This window comes from Aquimarina sp. TRL1 (assembly GCF_013365535.1).
GTDB lineage: Bacteria > Bacteroidota > Bacteroidia > Flavobacteriales > Flavobacteriaceae > Aquimarina > Aquimarina hainanensis.
The window spans coordinates 3,167,810-3,183,718 of the sequence record NZ_CP053590.1 but is presented as its reverse complement, the minus strand read 5'-3'; the positions used below and the strand labels follow the sequence as shown (position 1 = coordinate 3,183,718).

Below are 15,909 nucleotides of genomic sequence, written 5' to 3'. Positions count from 1 at the left end.
AGAAAGAAGATCTTAATTAGTCTCCATCTGCGTCTACATAATCCACTCTAATACTCATTGCAGAAAACATGTCTACTTTAAGCAATGGGACATTTTTTTGCAATACGCTATAGGTTTCCAACATAGATTCATTATTATTTCTAACCTGTGCAGAAAAATCATCTCCAAGTTTATCAATTGCAGTTCTGGAAGCATCAAACTGATTATTAATCAATTTACTTAAGTCTTGTTCATTTTTAAGTGTATTCAGAAAATCCAAATACGTTTTAAAACTTTCCCCTGTTGTAGTTTTACCAAAATGAACTCCATTAAATAAGTTTTGCATTGCTGTCAGATTTTCTAACAATAATACTTTTGACAAATCCCCTTTGTACAATGCTTCTACGCTGTTATCAGAAGCCGTCCCAGTCCAAACACCTGCTGGAATTCCGACTTTTCCTGCTCTTAAGTTCTTCTCGTAATGATATACATAGTCATTAGCCATCTTATCCAGAGAACTGGTAGCAGAAGACCCACTACTGTTTACAAAAGTATCTCTGTATCCATTTGTCCAGCTACCAACCACCTCGTCTGTTAATGTCGTCATTCGAGCAACAAGGTCTGTCATATACTTCTTATAATTTGCCGCTTCTCCATCTGTCGTATAAAACACTAAAATATCTGCATCTGATTCTCCTAATCCATTAATCAAATAATCCAATGCTGGAAATCCCTGCTCATCTTGCAGAGAGATTGATGTCAGATCATATGTTCCCGAAATATTACTTTTGATATTGGTGGTATTGGTCGGATATATATTCATAAATTCCTTATACCTTAACTCTTCTGCTTTTCCGATCTCAAACATACTTACATGTTGCCAGGCTTTATATGCATCTACCCATTTTGATCGCAATGCTACCAGGTTTTCTCTTGTAGCAGTGGTGGTAAATGTGGTAGTTGCTTCCTGAAAAGACCCTAAAGCGGTTTTAAAGTTCTGGTAAGAAGGAAGAATGATATTATCTGCCATATTTTGCAGCATTGCCTTTCTGTCAAAACTGTCGCTATTTCCTCCTCCATCTGAGTTATCATCTTTGCTACAAGCGACTACTAATAAAGCAATTGCAAAGACAGATACTACTAATTTTTTCATATTTATTCTTATTTATTCTTAATAAGATTTTGCAAATGTAAAAAAAAGAGGCTGAAATATACTCCTATTCAGCCCCCTTTTATTTTATATTATTCTTTTCAAAACATTGAAAAGAAGATTTTTTACGTAATTAAGCCAATAGATTAACTTCCTGCCTGCGCAACAGTAAACCCAAATTTAGCTGCAATTGTTTCAGACATTTTATCCAATGTAGCTGGAGTTACTGTCCATAATCCATTGGTTCCTCCCATTAGATCATTCAATAATCCTTTTACCTCATCTCTTGAGAAGTAAGGCTTATTCGTTGTAGGATCTTGTGTGAATTGTAAGCTATATACAAATCCATATCCTTCAGAAAGGTCATGGAATACAGAACCATAATCCACAGAAGCAGCACCTAATCCATTCTTTCCTTGTTGTAAGTAGTATACTGCTCTTACACCAATTACTTTTGATAAGTTTTCTTTAACAATATCCGCTTGCTCATCACGAACAGAATATTGCTTCGCTACGATTGCTGCACGTCCTTTTTTGAAGGCATTAAAAATCGTCTCTGCGATCCCTGCAAAATCAGTATCTTTTTCTACTCTCCCTACATATTTATTAAGGAAGCTATCAGCATCTCCAATAGTTTCATTTGGTTTTGTTTTATCTGCAGATGCTCCATAAAGGTATCCATAAGCCTCATCCCACTTATGCTCCATATTCGTATATGTCTTACCTTCTTTTACTACTCCATTATCATTATCCTCTTTGTTTGTACCCGCATCAAGTACGTTTGTCCCCAGGTAATTGTTAATTGCCTGATCAAGCATTAACCCTCCGATCAAACTTTTTGCGAATGCCTGATCATATTCAAGACCTTTTGCATTTACATAGCGGTTTTTTCCACCACCTGCTTCTTGTATCACTCCTGCTTTACCTGCCTCAGCAGTTACTTCCCAATTAGGAAATACTTCGGTTACCTGCCCTGAAATCCAAGAATCAAATTCTGCTTTAATCTCTGCTGATACTGGTGCATTATCTGCAAAATAATCTGTAGAAGCTGCTGTTTTACTTTTTACACTTTTATCAGATGCATTTAACGCAGGGTCAGAAAAATCGTTTTTTCCTTTTTCGTGTGCATACATTGCCAACAAAGCGGCCTCTTCTGTTGTTTTCACTTTAAAAGCGTCAATAATTTCTTCTGCCATTGCAATTCTGGTAGTCTGTCCACCAAAATCCACTGTACTTTTTCCGTCACGTTCAAATACGTAGTTTACCGGCTCATCAAAAGATGGTACTGAAGATCCGTTATCATCATCAGAAGAACAAGATCCCAAGATCATAGCTCCTGATACAAATGCCATTTTAAATAGGTTATGTGCTTTCATTCCCTTTTTATTTAGATTTATTACAAATAATTAACAGGGAGCAAATATACTCAAGAAATTACTCTCAACAAACTATTACGTTAAATAAATCTAAATTAACATTACAAACTATATGGCGAAACCATCATAAGTAAAATACAGAACAGAGGCTTAATGATAAACCGAAAATATTTTTGTCGCCTCATTATGAGCAGCTTCGAAACTCATAGTCCTGATATTTGCATCTGCTTTTTCAGCTGTAAAGTAAGACAGCATTTTTTCTGTAGGCATATTCCCTGTCAGTTCGTCTTTTGCCATCGGACAACCTCCAAATCCCTGAATTGCACCATCAAACCTCCTACATCCTGCCTTATAAGCTGCATCAACCTTCTCAAACCAAGAAGAAGGCGTTGTATGCAAATGTGCTCCAAATTCTATTTCGGGATATTTTGGGATGAGATTCTCATATAAGTACGTGATAATATCAGGCGTAGAAGTTCCTACGGTATCTGAAAGCGACAAAATTTTCACCCCCATTGCGCTTAATTTCTCTGTCCATTCCCCTACAATATCCACATTCCAGGGGTCTCCATAGGGGTTCCCAAATCCCATAGAAAGATAGGCTACCACCTCTTTATTTTTTTGGGCTGCTATAGCTAAAATCTCCTGAAGTGTATCGACAGATTCTGCAATTGTTTTATGCGTATTACGCATCTGAAAATTCTCTGATATAGAAAACGGATACCCTAAATAATTTATCGCCTCATGCTGCACGGCATCATTGGCTCCCCGTACATTTGCTATAATCGCCAGCAACTTGCTTTGGGTAGCAGATAAATCCAGACGCGACAATACTTCTGCAGTATCCACCATTTGCGGAATCGCCTTGGGGGACACAAAGCTCCCAAAGTCGATAGTATCAAAACCACACTGCAACAACGATTGAATGTATTGCACTTTTTTTTCTGTGGGAATGAATGTTTTAATACCTTGCATTGCATCTCTGGGACATTCAATAAGCTTTACCTTTTCTTCCATCATATGGGGTCGGAATCTATAAAATGTTGAATTTTGAGTATAAAAATAGAATTATTTTCCAGAAAACAGGATAAAAATTCCGATTCCTGCAAACACAACTACTTGTGCCCATTTTAAAACAATTGTTGCTTTTTTATTGGTTCTGATAAAATCTGAGATAAAACCTGCTAAAACTGCAATCAACCCGAAAACAATAAATGCGACAGCCATAAAAAGAAATCCCAGTACATAAAACTGAATAACATGACTTATTGTATTGCTGAATAAAAAACCAGGAAAAAATGCCAGAAAAAAAATAGAGACTTTTGGATTGAGTACATTCATCAAAAAACCTTGTTTAAACAATTGTCCAAGGCTTTTTTTGGGCACGCCTCCATCTGAAAGATCAATAGCAGCATCACTTCTCCAAACCTTATACGCTAGGTAAAACAGATACAATGCTCCCAGTAATTTTACTGCAAAAAACAACAATTCACTTTGTTTGATAACCGCAGACACTCCAAATGCCACCAAACTTGTATGTACTAAACAACCAGAGACTAGTCCCGCTACAGTTGCTAATCCGTATTTTTTTCCATTCACCATACTTTGCATCAAAACAAAGATATTATCTGGACCAGGAGACAGTGCTAAAATTGTCGCCGCAAAAACGAAGGCGTATAAAATTTCATAATTCATCTAAAAAATGATTTTTAATCATTTCAAAAGCGCTTTATTTATCTCTTTGACAAGCTTAGGTCCTTCATAAATAAAACCTGTATACACTTGTACAAGTGTTGCGCCTGCTGCTAATTTATCCAATGCATCTTTTGCGGTGTGAATCCCTCCCACCCCAACAATAGGAAATGCATTATCCGAATGCTCTGACAGGTATTTGATAACCCGAGTACTTCTTTCCGTAATCGGCTTTCCGCTAAGCCCTCCATTTCCTATCGCATTCAATCTGGCTTCAGAAGTTTTTAACCCTGTTCTGTTCACTGATGTATTTGATGCAATCACCCCATCAATTCCCGTTTCTTTTACTACTTCAATAATTTCATCCAATTGCTGGTTATTGAGATCTGGTGCTATTTTTAGAACTATAGGTTTCGGACTAGCTTCCTTGGCATTGATCTTTTTCAATCCTCCCAAAAGCTCTAACAGATATCCTTTATCTTGTAGCTTAGCATGACTCCCTACATTCGGACAACTCACATTCACTACAAAGTAATCTACATATGGATGCAATGCTTTAAAACAAGCTTCATAATCTGCTGTATAATCATCGGGAGTAGTATCTGTATTTTTTCCGATATTTCCTCCTATTACCAGATTAGTATTTCTTTTCTTCAGGTTTTTTATTGCAGCTTCTATCCCTTGATTATTAAAGCCCATTCTATTAATAATCCCTTGATCTTCTTTTAACCGAAATAATCTGGTTTTGGGATTTCCTGATTGCGCTTTGGGTGTAATAGTTCCTATTTCGATAAAACCAAATCCAAAATTACTCAGCTCATTATATAATTTTGCTTCTTTATCAAAACCTGCGGCCAATCCCACCGGATTAGAAAACTTTAATCCAAAAACTTCTCTTTCCAACCTTTTATCCTTTACCAGATACATCTTCCTAAACAATGCAGGCATGAATGGAATCTTGGAAATGATTTTTATAAAAGCAAATGTAAAATGGTGAACTTTCTCCGGATCAAACAGAAACAGAATTGGTCGTACGAGGGTTTTATACATGAAGTTTTTTTTTCTGGTGCAAAAATAATGCTTTACCTCAGAAATAAGAAATGTATTTTCTTACACACGGTTTCTCCTTGCCATGTGTAATAACGCTTCTGTAAATACTAAAAAAAACCTTTACTGAACAGGAGCACCTTCATAAAAAGAATCTCTATACATGGATTTATAATAAGATGGATATGCTTCTGAAGAAGATCTTAATACTTCTCCTATAAATTCAATAATCCCGTCCCAAAATCTACTTCCTGTCAATAAATCAGGATCAGCATTCACCGCTCTGTTTAGTCGTCTTATTTCTCGCAATCTTTTTTTAGCCATGCGGTATTTACTCTTTTTTTTCGGTGGAGTTTTTGTAAAATACTGACCTTCAAACATCACATAATTAGCAAAACAGATTTCCTCTATTTTTCGTTTCTTTCTGACAATATCCTTAGCTTGTAAAAGGTAAAACTCTTTACTAATAGGAAAATCTCCATTAAAAAAAGTAAATTCATTATACGCTAATACCGGTACAACAATAGCAACCTCTGTTAGTGTTTTCTCTGCAAAATCAATAACATTACGGTCCTGTATATCATATTTTTTAGCACTAGAAGTTATACAAACACACAAGAAAAGGGGAATTAACAATGGTTTCATACTAACTCATTATCTTTTTTAATAATATTACTGTTTATTTGTCGTAGCAAATAAACATTCCCCCCATTAGATTCTGTTTATTTTTTAAACTTCGATAAAGACTCCTCTATCATTTTCATTCTTTTCTCTACCTTATTCACCGCTCCATCAAGACTATAACCATCATCCATCAATTCTTTTATCAGAAGAATTTTTTTTATGTTTTTATAATCATATCGCCTATTCTTCCCCTCTTCTTCTGTAACACTTTTAATGATATTCTTTTCTTCCCAATACCTTAATTGTCGAGTAGGAATGTTGGCTATTTTCGCAACTTCTCCAATCCCTACAATCAACTTTTCTAAAAACTCATAATCAAATGCCCTAGCGAGTCCTTCTTCTTCTTTTTTAGCCATAGATTGAAAATTATTTACAATTATTGTCGCTAATTTAAATAAAATATTTAATATTGCATTGTAGATTATTTACAATTAAAGAATATTAACTACAATAATTATGCAAAAACTACAATCACTACTTATTATTCTTTTTATCATACTAAATGCATGCTCCAAAAAAAAACCAAGCATGGAAGAAGAAAAAATAAAGTTACTTATTAATGAGTGTTACCTAAACGGAGCATTAAATACAATGAAAACTCAAGAAATGCGCAGAGGATATCATAAAGACTTTGCTATTTTTTATAAAGAAGGCACCTCACTTCAAAAGCTTCCTTTAGAAAACTGGATAACTATGGTTGAAACATACAAAAATGGTCCGGATCACAACAATGGACTTAGAAATTTCAAAGGAGAAATCGCACAAATAGACATTACACAGGATGCTGCTTTCGTGAAACTAAAACTTTACAGAAACAACACCTTAATCTTTACAGATTACATCACCCTATTAAAATTCGAGAAACAATGGCAAATTGTAACAAAAATCTATCATTCACATATTAAAAACCCATGGGTACTATGAAAAACACCGCTTTATTATTAATCGAATGTCAAAATGAATGGCTTGCTCCAACAGGAAAGTTAAGGAAACTTGTGGAAGACGAAGAACAGTTGATACTCTCCGAAAAAAAAATAGAAAGCGCATTGCAATTCGCTAGAAATAACAAAGGGATCCATATTCTGCATGTCACACTTAGACTACACAAAGGATACCCTGAATTTGGAGGTACAGGAAAAGCAGGACTGCAAGCTGCTATTCCTAAAGCACAAACATGGATTATCGGAGAAGAAGGAGAAAAATTCTACCCAAAATTCGCCCCCTTAGAAGGAGAGTTTGAAATATCAGGAAGAATGGGAGCTAGTGCTTTTGCAGGAACAAACCTGGATGCGTATTTGCGAAATAATAAAATCGAAAATTTATACTTAGCCGGATATGCACTCCATGTATGTGTGGAATCCACACTGCGTGAAGCACATGATAAAGGGTACAACACCACTGTTCTTCTGGATGCAACTGCTGCTTTTACAAAAGAACAACGCCAATATTTCATTGACAACACCATACATCATTTTGGACATCAAATAAATACAGATACATTTTTAACCCTATAATTACTGCACTTATGAAAATATTAATCTTTTTACTCTCTTTGATCAGCTATACGGTAGTTGCACAATCCAATCCAAAACCTCAGCGTTCCAGCAAGGAAGTTATCAATTCATTTTTTACACATTTTAGCCATGGAGATGAAGACGGTATTCTTTCTGACTTTGCCAAAGATGCAAAAATCATCTCTATCAATGAAAACGGAATAAAAGGCGCCGACCTCTATGGAACATTCACTGGTCATAAAGGAGTTCAAAAATTCTTACACATTCTTGCTAGCACCTTTGAAACAAAAGATTTCCAGATACACCACATTATTAGTGAAGATGCTATCGCTTTTGCTCAGGGTAGTTTTATTCATAAAGTAAAGGCTACCGATAAATTATTCAAAAGTGACTGGGTACTCATGTGTGAGGTAGAAAATGGAAAAATAGCAACGTATCGCTTTTTTGAGGACTCCGCTTCTTTCTTACAGGCAAGTCAAAAATAAATAGCCTCAATAATTGTCCAGCATCACCCAAATCAGGAAGGAAAAATATTTTTCCTTCCTGGTTCAAAAAAGTCAGGAACTTACTTCTGAAACAAGCTGATTTTATTAAAAAAATTGTCACAAAAAAACAACATCTGAAGACTACTACCTTCTGATGATATCTCAATCTCAGGAAGGGCTTAATCATTAGACTACTTCTCCCGAACACCATCAACCATTAGCACAAAAACTACAATCTTCAAGCACCTATGAACCGGATTATGAATGTTTTTAGAAGTTATTCAAAAAACTTACTATTTGTTTTACTTGTAGCCTCTCCTCTTTGTGCTATAAATGCGATCATTACCATCATCAAAACTCCTTTACTTCAACAGGAGCTATTTCAAAACTGGGTTTCTTTATTTTTTTACAAATTTATAATTACATACCCGTTAGCTTTATTCTTTGTTGCTATAGCTAAAAAAATTATGACACGATTCTCATAAGCATTCTTTTTCGGGCTTTTTTTTAGCTATTATTCTATTAAAAAGACAACTTCTCATTATAATTCTTCACTTATGTCAGGTAAAGTCTAAACATAATTTTATTTTTGGAGTTCAATACCATATTATTATACACATATGATTTCCAAATCACATATCACCCAGCGTTTTATCAGTTATGTTACAGTAGATACAGAAAGTGATCCTAACAGTGACACTACTCCCAGTACAGAAAAACAATGGGATTTAGCCAACCAACTCGTTCAGGAATTAAAAGATATCGGACTAGAAGATGTCTCTATTGACGAAAATGCATATATCATGGCTACACTACCATCCAATGTATCTCATGAAGTTCCTACCATAGGGTTTATTTCTCATTTTGACACTTCTCCTGATTTTACAGGTGCTAATGTAAACCCACAAATTGTAGAGAATTATGACGGAAAAGACATTTTATTAAACAAAGAGAACAACATTGTTCTCTCTCCTGATTATTTCGAAGATCTGAAACAATATGTAGGACAAACATTGATCACTACGGATGGAACAACTTTATTAGGAGCAGATGACAAAGCCGGAATTACAGAAATTATCACGGCTATGGAATACCTGATTCAACATCCTGAGATCAAACACGGAACAATACGAATCGGATTTACTCCTGATGAAGAAATCGGAAGAGGCGCACATAAATTTGATGTCGAAAAATTCAACGCTTCCTGGGCATACACAATGGACGGAAGTCAAATCGGAGAATTGGAATACGAGAATTTCAATGCTGCAGGAGCCGTCATTACTATCAAAGGTAAAATTGTCCACCCTGGCTATGCCAAAGGAAAAATGATTAACAGCATGTATATTGCACAGGAGTTCATCAATTCATTACCGAAGCTGGAAACTCCCGAGCACACCAGTGGCAGAGAAGGCTTTTTTCATCTATACCAAACTTCGGGAAAAGTTGAAGAAACTACCCTACACTACATCATAAGAGATCACGACAAAACTAAATTCGAAGCGCGAAAAAAAACAATAGAGGACGTTGTTGAAACGCTTAACAAAAAACACGGAGCAGCTACTGTTACAGCTGTGATTAAAGATCAGTATTACAACATGCGAGAAAAGGTAGAACCGGTAATGCATATTGTAGATATTGCTGAAGAAGCAATGAAATCATTAGACATTACTCCTATCATAAAACCTATAAGAGGAGGTACAGATGGGTCTCAATTAAGTTTTATGGGATTGCCTTGTCCCAATATTTTTGCAGGAGGTCACAACTTTCACGGGCGTTATGAGTATGTGCCTGTAGAAAGTATGATTAAAGCTGTAGCAGTAATCGTAAAAATCGCAGAAATTACAGCTACTAAAAACAGCTAAGTCTCACTTAAAAAAAGAAAGAATTTTCTATCACCTGTTTCCTTATTTTTTCATCAGGAAACAGGTTTTTTTTATTTAAGAAACTGGATATAACGTCATTATTACATAAATCAGTTAACACTTCATCGAAAAAAAAGGTTTCTTATCTCATAACAGCTTTCTAATTCCCCTCCTTCCTTTTCTGTCATATTTTTTATATCTTAATTTTAACAATATTAACACATAACATAAAAATAAATTATGCAAACATCTGAAAAAGTTGTGGATACAGCCGTAACGGCTACCACAGAAGCAGGAGGAACTATTTTAGATTCTCTGGGAGGTTTTTTTAACTCAATCCAAGAAGGCATTGGCCAATACGGATTAAAAATAGTTGGAGGAATCATCGCGCTGATCATTGGTCTATGGATCATCAAAATGGTAATGAAAGCTGTAAAAAAAGCTTTCAACAAAAGCAATATAGACCAAACTCTTAAACCTTTTCTTGTTACACTTGTCAATTTTATTTTAAAACTACTTCTTTTTATTTCTATTGCAGGAATTGTCGGTATTCCAACAGCTACCTTTGCTGCCTTATTAGCAGCGATAGGATTAGCTATAGGAGGTGCTTTCAACGGTTCTTTAGGTCATATGGCAGCAGGAGTAATGATTTTGATTTTCAGACCTTTTAAAGTAGGAGATCTTATTGAAACAGAAGGAAAACTTGGTTTTGTAAAGGAAATCTCCATTTTTGTAACGATATTAGAAACCTTTCAGAACAAAACGGAAATCATACCTAACGGCGCTATTACAGCAGGAACGATTACCAACCTAAGCACCAAAGGAAACTTACGTGTAGATATGCCATTTGGAATTCAGTACGGCACTGATATCAAAAAAGCAAAACAGATTGTCTTAGACGTTTTGCAGGCTGATAAAAACGTATTAAAGGACCCAGCACCAAGAGTTGCCGTAAATAACTTAGGTGCGAATGGGGTAGAGTTATTAGCCCTGCCATATTCCACCTGTGAAGATTACTGGGACGTATACTGGGACACCAGACAGAAAATTGTAGAAGCATTAGGAGAACAAAGTTATGAAGCTCCATTACCTCAACGTATTGTAACTATGAAATCATAAATACCCTACTAATAAATACAACATAAAAAAACGCAATAAACATCAAACTGTTTATTGCGTTTTTTCTTAATAAAGTAGGTAAGTAATACTACTTTTTCTTTGTATCGGCAGGAGCATTCAACTTCTGACTCATCTCAAAAGATATTGCAGACTTGTCAAAGGTCAATTTTCCTGATCCTGTTTCTATAATGACAGCATTTGATTTTTCGCTGAAATCGAAAACCTTACCATGCAGACCACTTTTCGTAATAACGCGATCTCCTTTTTTTAAGGCTTCCGTAAATTTTTTCTCCTTCTTAGCTTTTTGCATCTGTGGACGTATCATAAAGAAATACATCACTACAAAGATCAAAATAAAAGGAGCAAAGCTCTGAAGTTGTTCCATAAATATATTATTCGCTTACTGGCGTTCCGCTTACTGGTTTAGCTTTTGGCGTTACTAAAGCTTTGATTTTTATAATTTCTTTTCCTGCTTCTGTATTTGCTGTAATCGTTACCTGCTTATTTTGCTGGTTTGGTTTTCCATTAGAGTTAAACTTCACTAACAACTCTCCTGTTTCACCTGGAGCAATTGGGTCTTTAGAATAGCTAGGTACTGTACAACCACAGCTCCCTTTTGCATTTACGATTACTAGCGGAGCTTTTCCTGTGTTTGTAAATTTAAATGTATGATCTACAACATCTCCTTCATTGATGGTTCCGAAGTCAAATTCTGTTTCTGCAAAAGTCATTACAGGAAACTCTGTATTCTTCGCATCTCTTTCTGCGGCCATATCTACACTTTCTTCTTTTACTTTCTTAGAAGCATCTTCTTTACAAGACACAAAAGTCATAGCCAAAACACCTGCTAAAATTAAGATTCCATTTTTCATTTCTTGGTTTTTTTAATTAATTTTTGATAAAAATACTATTTTTTTTAATTCCTAACTACATGAGTCCCCTACCCACTTTATTCAGCTTATCGCTTTCCTTATACTCTTTGGATATCTTATCTAAGATCCCATTTATAAAAACGCTACTCTTAGGAGTACTGTATTCTTTTGCGATCTCCAGATATTCATTAATTGTTACTTTTACCGGGATCGAAGGAAACTTAACAAACTCACATATCCCCATCTGAATAATCGCTTTATCAAGCTCTGCAATTCTGTCTTTATCCCAATTAGGAGTTCTCCCTTCTATTTCTTTGGAAAATTCTGCACCATTCAGTTTTGTCTTTCTAAAAATATCCACCGCAAATTTCCTATCCTCCATATCTTTGTACAAACTAGGAAGTATCATAGATGCATCATGAGATTCTTTCACCTTCTTCAACATCTTTACGATCGCTGTATTGACCAGCGGCAAATCATCAATCCAGGTTAATTTTTTATCCTCTATATATTCATATAGTTTTTCATTAGGCGCAATAATTTCTTTAAAGATATCAATTATAAATTCTTTATCCTCTTTAAAAGAGGACTCTTTAGTACTCATATACTTAGCATATCGTGTACTTCCCAGAATATCTCTCCAAAGAATTGCTACATATTCATCGTCCAAATCCCAGCAATTAAGCTTTTTCTTTTCGATTTCACTTTGCAATTGCTCATTGTCCTCCAGCAATAACAAGACTTTATTATTTATAAACTTTAAATTAGGATTTTTTTCTTCTGAGGTCGCCAGGTATTTTCGCTGGCTTTTAGACAAGAAATCCGCCCCGTGTTTTCTAATCTCTACCAATAGCTGAAGATTGATTAGAAATAATTCATACATCTGATCAATACTGAACAATAAGAATTTCTCTTCCTTATCCAGATTATCACTCTGAGCCTGCTCCATTGAATAGAGTGACTGCATTACTTTTACTCGAATATGTCTTCTAGTTAGCATATAAAAATTACAAAGAACAATAAATAAAAAGAGCGAAAGTACATTTCACTTTCGCTCTGCAAAAATACTATTATTTTTAAACTACTCGCCTAAAGTTTCTTTTTTTCTCGTTGCGATTCTTTCTTCAGCTATCGTTAATGCCGCAACATGGGTAGAAACATTTGTTTCTTCTGCTTTTGCCAGTATCTCCAGCGTAGTATTATAAATATTCTCCGTTTTAGTCATTATCTGATCTCTTCCATACCCTGCAATCTCAGCATATACATTGATAATTCCTCCGGCATTAATCAAGAAATCAGGAGCATATACAATTCCTTTTTCCTGCAATAAAGCCCCATGAATGTTCTCGTTTGCTAACTGGTTATTTGCTGCTCCGGCAACAATTTTCACTTGTAATTTATTAATTGTTTCGTCATTGATCGTTGCTCCTAATGCGCATGGAGCGTAAATATCTGCTACTTCCGAATACAAATCATTCCCTCTGTAAATTTCAGCTCCGTACTTAGTACTAACAGCTTCTAATCGCTCTTCATTAATATCACTAATAATAACTTTCGCTCCTTCTTCTGATGCCAGACGAACAAGCTCTTCTCCTACATGCCCAATTCCCTGTACTATTATTCTCTTACCTGCTAAATCATCTTTCCCGTAAGTATACTTTGCGGTAGCCTTCATCCCCATATACACTCCATAGGCAGTAACAGGAGATGGGTTTCCTGCTCCTCCTTTTGACTCAGAAATACCTGTAACATAAGGAGTAACCTCTCTTACTGTATCCATATCAGATGTTTCCATTCCTACATCTTCTGCTGTATAATACTTACCCCCCAGAGTATGAACAAATTTACCAAAACGCTTCATCAACTCAGGCGTTTTCAATTTTTTAGGATCCCCGATGATAACTGCTTTTCCCCCTCCCAGGTTTAACCCTGTTATTGCAGATTTATAGGTCATTCCTCTCGACAATCTCAGAACATCATTTAATGCATCCCACTCTGTCTTATAATCATACATTCTCGTTCCTCCTAGAGCTGGTCCTAAAACAGTATTATGCACTCCAATTATTGCCTTTAATCCTGTATCTTTGTCTTGACAGAAAACAACTTGTTCATGATCATTAAAAGAAAGTTGCCCAAAAACAGGAGCCTCTTTCTTTAGCTGATCTGCAGTAAGTATTTCAGTTATCATCTTTAAATGTTTTTTATGTTATTATTATACAATAATCAAATTTTAGGGTCAAAAATAATGTAATTTTACAAAAACACTATTTTAGATAGTTAAATTTTAAGAATTCACTAATTTATACTCATTTTCAACGAAGCTGATTTATGCGTGCATTACGCCATTTAAACAAGTATTTTTTCAAATATAAATACCGCCTTTTAGTAGGGGTAATCATCACAGTTATTGCTCGTTTCTTTGCTATTGCTGTTCCTAAATTTGTAGGAGATTCCGTAGATATTGTCGAGCAATACATAAATAACTCCGTCACCGACATTGAAGTTGTCAAAGAAAAACTCATTCTCAATATCCTTTTTATTCTGGGGTCTGTTCTTATTACAGCCTTTTTTACATTTCTCATGCGCCAAACCTTTATTGTCGTATCCAGGTTCATAGAAGCTGACCTAAAAAATGAAATTTTCCGGCAATACCAACAACTCTCTGTCAACTTTTACAAAAAAAACCGTACCGGAGATCTTATGAACCGTATTAGTGAAGATGTTTCTAAAGTAAGAATGTATCTAGGACCAGCTCTAATGTACAGTATCAATACAATCACTTTATTTGTCGTAGTAATTAGTTATATGTTTAGTATTGCTCCACAACTAACATTATACACAATAGCACCGCTTCCTATCTTATCTATTGCCATTTACAAACTAAGTGTTTCTATACATAAACGAAGTACATTGGTACAGCAATTTTTATCTAAGCTTACCACTTATACTCAGGAATCGTTTAGTGGGATTTCTGTTATCAAAGCATACGGACTGGAAGAACAAACTCAGGAACGGTTCTCTAAACTAGCAAATACCAGTAAAGACAAACACATTGATCTGGTCAAAGTACAAGCTTTGTTTTTTCCGATGATGATTCTATTAATTGGAGTCAGTAACCTTTTGGTTATTTTTATTGGAGGAAATCAGTTTGTCAACGGGACAATCAAAGATTTTGGTATCATTGTGGAGTTCATCATGTTTGTAAATATGCTTACCTGGCCTGTAGCAACAGTCGGCTGGGTCACCTCAATTATACAACAAGCTGAAGCTTCTCAGGTTCGGATAAACGAATTCTTAAATGAGAAACCTGAAATCGTCAATACAGTTTCTTCTCATACTCCTGTTGAAGGAAATATTGTTTTCAAAAATGTATCATTCACCTATGAAGACACTAATATTACCGCCTTAAAAAATATAAGTTTCGAAGCTAAAAAAGGAGAAACAATTGCGATTATCGGAAAAACAGGCTCTGGAAAATCTACTATTTTAAATCTTATCGGTCGATCCTATGACGTGATTCAGGGAGACATTCTTATCAACAACACTCCCCTAAAATCAATGAATTTAGAGGAACTCAGAAAAAATATGGGGTATGTCCCTCAGGATTCATTTTTATTTAGTGACACCATAAAAAACAACATTAAATTCGGAAAGGAAGAAGCTACGGATCAAGAAGTTTATGAAGCTGCAAAAAGTGCTTCGGTCCATAAAAACATCATTAATTTCAAAGAAGGATATGAAACTGTATTAGGAGAAAGAGGGATCACATTATCCGGAGGACAGAAACAACGAGTATCTATTGCACGAGCTATTATAAAAGATCCTACAATCCTTCTTTTTGATGATTGTTTATCTGCTGTAGACACTGAAACTGAAGAACAAATTCTTCATAATCTTAATAAAATTTCTAAAAATAAAACAGCTTTTATTGTTACACATAGGGTTTCTACAGCAAAAAACACTGATAAAATTATCGTTTTGGAAGATGGTCAAATAATCCAACAAGGCACTCATAACCAACTAATAACCACAGAAGGATACTATAAAAATTTGTATTTAAAACAACTAAGTGAAAAAGAAAATTGATAATTAGTTGTATGATTAACAATTTTTTTGGATTTTTGAATTC

At 35.1% G+C, this 15,909-nt stretch carries 17 protein-coding genes; 6 read left to right on the top strand and 11 right to left on the bottom strand.

The window, feature by feature from the left end; translation table 11 throughout:
• Positions 1 to 16: 16 nt before the first annotated feature.
• From HN014_RS12880 to HN014_RS12850, 7 genes are all read right to left on the bottom strand, one after another.
• Positions 17 to 1,132, bottom strand: coding sequence for an imelysin family protein (locus tag HN014_RS12880; protein WP_176029268.1), 1,116 nt, complete (start codon positions 1,130 to 1,132; stop codon positions 17 to 19).
• Positions 1,133 to 1,275: 143 nt separating this feature from the next.
• The gene (locus HN014_RS12875; protein WP_176029267.1) at positions 1,276 to 2,505 is read right to left on the bottom strand and encodes a DUF4856 domain-containing protein; all 1,230 of its coding nucleotides are present in this window, start codon (positions 2,503 to 2,505) and stop codon (positions 1,276 to 1,278) included.
• A gap of 150 nt (positions 2,506 to 2,655) precedes the next feature.
• Positions 2,656 to 3,522: a hydroxymethylglutaryl-CoA lyase gene (locus HN014_RS12870; protein WP_176031109.1), complete on the bottom strand. Its 867-nt coding sequence runs from the start codon at positions 3,520 to 3,522 to the stop codon at positions 2,656 to 2,658.
• 51 nt (positions 3,523 to 3,573) lie between these two features.
• Entirely contained in the window at positions 3,574 to 4,200 is a 627-nt protein-coding gene (locus tag HN014_RS12865) for a LysE family translocator (protein ID WP_176029266.1), read from the bottom strand.
• 18 nt (positions 4,201 to 4,218) lie between these two features.
• The gene (locus HN014_RS12860) at positions 4,219 to 5,247 is read right to left on the bottom strand and encodes a quinone-dependent dihydroorotate dehydrogenase (RefSeq protein WP_176029265.1); all 1,029 of its coding nucleotides are present in this window, start codon (positions 5,245 to 5,247) and stop codon (positions 4,219 to 4,221) included.
• A gap of 120 nt (positions 5,248 to 5,367) precedes the next feature.
• A complete protein-coding gene (locus tag HN014_RS12855) occupies positions 5,368 to 5,889 on the bottom strand; it encodes a hypothetical protein (protein ID WP_176029264.1) in 522 nt (173 codons plus the stop codon).
• A 77-nt stretch (positions 5,890 to 5,966) separates the two neighbouring features.
• On the bottom strand, positions 5,967 to 6,284 hold the full coding sequence (locus tag HN014_RS12850; protein WP_176029263.1) for a MerR family transcriptional regulator: 318 nt from the start codon (positions 6,282 to 6,284) through the stop codon (positions 5,967 to 5,969).
• Positions 6,285 to 6,384: 100 nt separating this feature from the next.
• Here HN014_RS12850 and HN014_RS12845 point away from each other — a divergent pair, with 100 nt between their 5' ends.
• The 5 genes from HN014_RS12845 (at position 6,385) to HN014_RS12825 (ending at position 10,908) form a co-directional block, all read left to right on the top strand.
• Entirely contained in the window at positions 6,385 to 6,852 is a 468-nt protein-coding gene (locus HN014_RS12845) for a nuclear transport factor 2 family protein (protein WP_176029262.1), read from the top strand.
• Positions 6,849 to 7,442 (top strand): cysteine hydrolase, encoded by a 594-nt coding sequence (locus tag HN014_RS12840; RefSeq protein ID WP_217704330.1) that lies wholly within the window; start codon positions 6,849 to 6,851, stop codon positions 7,440 to 7,442. Before HN014_RS12845 ends, HN014_RS12840 begins: the two co-directional genes overlap by 4 nt.
• 11 nt (positions 7,443 to 7,453) lie before the next feature.
• Complete coding sequence (locus HN014_RS12835; protein ID WP_176029260.1) at positions 7,454 to 7,927, top strand: nuclear transport factor 2 family protein; 474 nt, start codon at positions 7,454 to 7,456, stop codon at positions 7,925 to 7,927.
• Positions 7,928 to 8,547: 620 nt separating this feature from the next.
• Positions 8,548 to 9,789 carry a peptidase T gene (gene pepT / locus HN014_RS12830; protein ID WP_176029259.1) on the top strand — a complete coding sequence of 414 codons (1,242 nt, stop codon included), beginning with the start codon at positions 8,548 to 8,550 and terminating at the stop codon, positions 9,787 to 9,789.
• Between the two features lie 240 nt (positions 9,790 to 10,029).
• Positions 10,030 to 10,908 carry a mechanosensitive ion channel family protein gene (locus tag HN014_RS12825; protein ID WP_176029258.1) on the top strand — a complete coding sequence of 293 codons (879 nt, stop codon included), beginning with the start codon at positions 10,030 to 10,032 and terminating at the stop codon, positions 10,906 to 10,908.
• Between the two features lie 88 nt (positions 10,909 to 10,996).
• Here HN014_RS12825 and yajC read toward each other — a convergent pair whose 3' ends face one another.
• From yajC to HN014_RS12805, 4 genes are all read right to left on the bottom strand, one after another.
• Positions 10,997 to 11,293: a preprotein translocase subunit YajC gene (gene yajC, locus HN014_RS12820; protein ID WP_176029257.1), complete on the bottom strand. Its 297-nt coding sequence runs from the start codon at positions 11,291 to 11,293 to the stop codon at positions 10,997 to 10,999.
• Positions 11,294 to 11,300: 7 nt separating this feature from the next.
• A complete protein-coding gene (locus HN014_RS12815) occupies positions 11,301 to 11,780 on the bottom strand; it encodes a DUF1573 domain-containing protein (RefSeq protein ID WP_176029256.1) in 480 nt (159 codons plus the stop codon).
• A gap of 55 nt (positions 11,781 to 11,835) precedes the next feature.
• On the bottom strand, positions 11,836 to 12,747 hold the full coding sequence (nusB, locus tag HN014_RS12810; protein WP_254883998.1) for a transcription antitermination factor NusB: 912 nt from the start codon (positions 12,745 to 12,747) through the stop codon (positions 11,836 to 11,838).
• A gap of 114 nt (positions 12,748 to 12,861) precedes the next feature.
• The gene (locus tag HN014_RS12805; RefSeq protein WP_176029254.1) at positions 12,862 to 13,968 is read right to left on the bottom strand and encodes a Glu/Leu/Phe/Val dehydrogenase; all 1,107 of its coding nucleotides are present in this window, start codon (positions 13,966 to 13,968) and stop codon (positions 12,862 to 12,864) included.
• 140 nt (positions 13,969 to 14,108) lie between these two features.
• Here HN014_RS12805 and HN014_RS12800 point away from each other — a divergent pair, with 140 nt between their 5' ends.
• Complete coding sequence (locus HN014_RS12800; protein ID WP_176029253.1) at positions 14,109 to 15,866, top strand: ABC transporter ATP-binding protein; 1,758 nt, start codon at positions 14,109 to 14,111, stop codon at positions 15,864 to 15,866.
• Positions 15,867 to 15,909 lie beyond the last annotated feature (43 nt).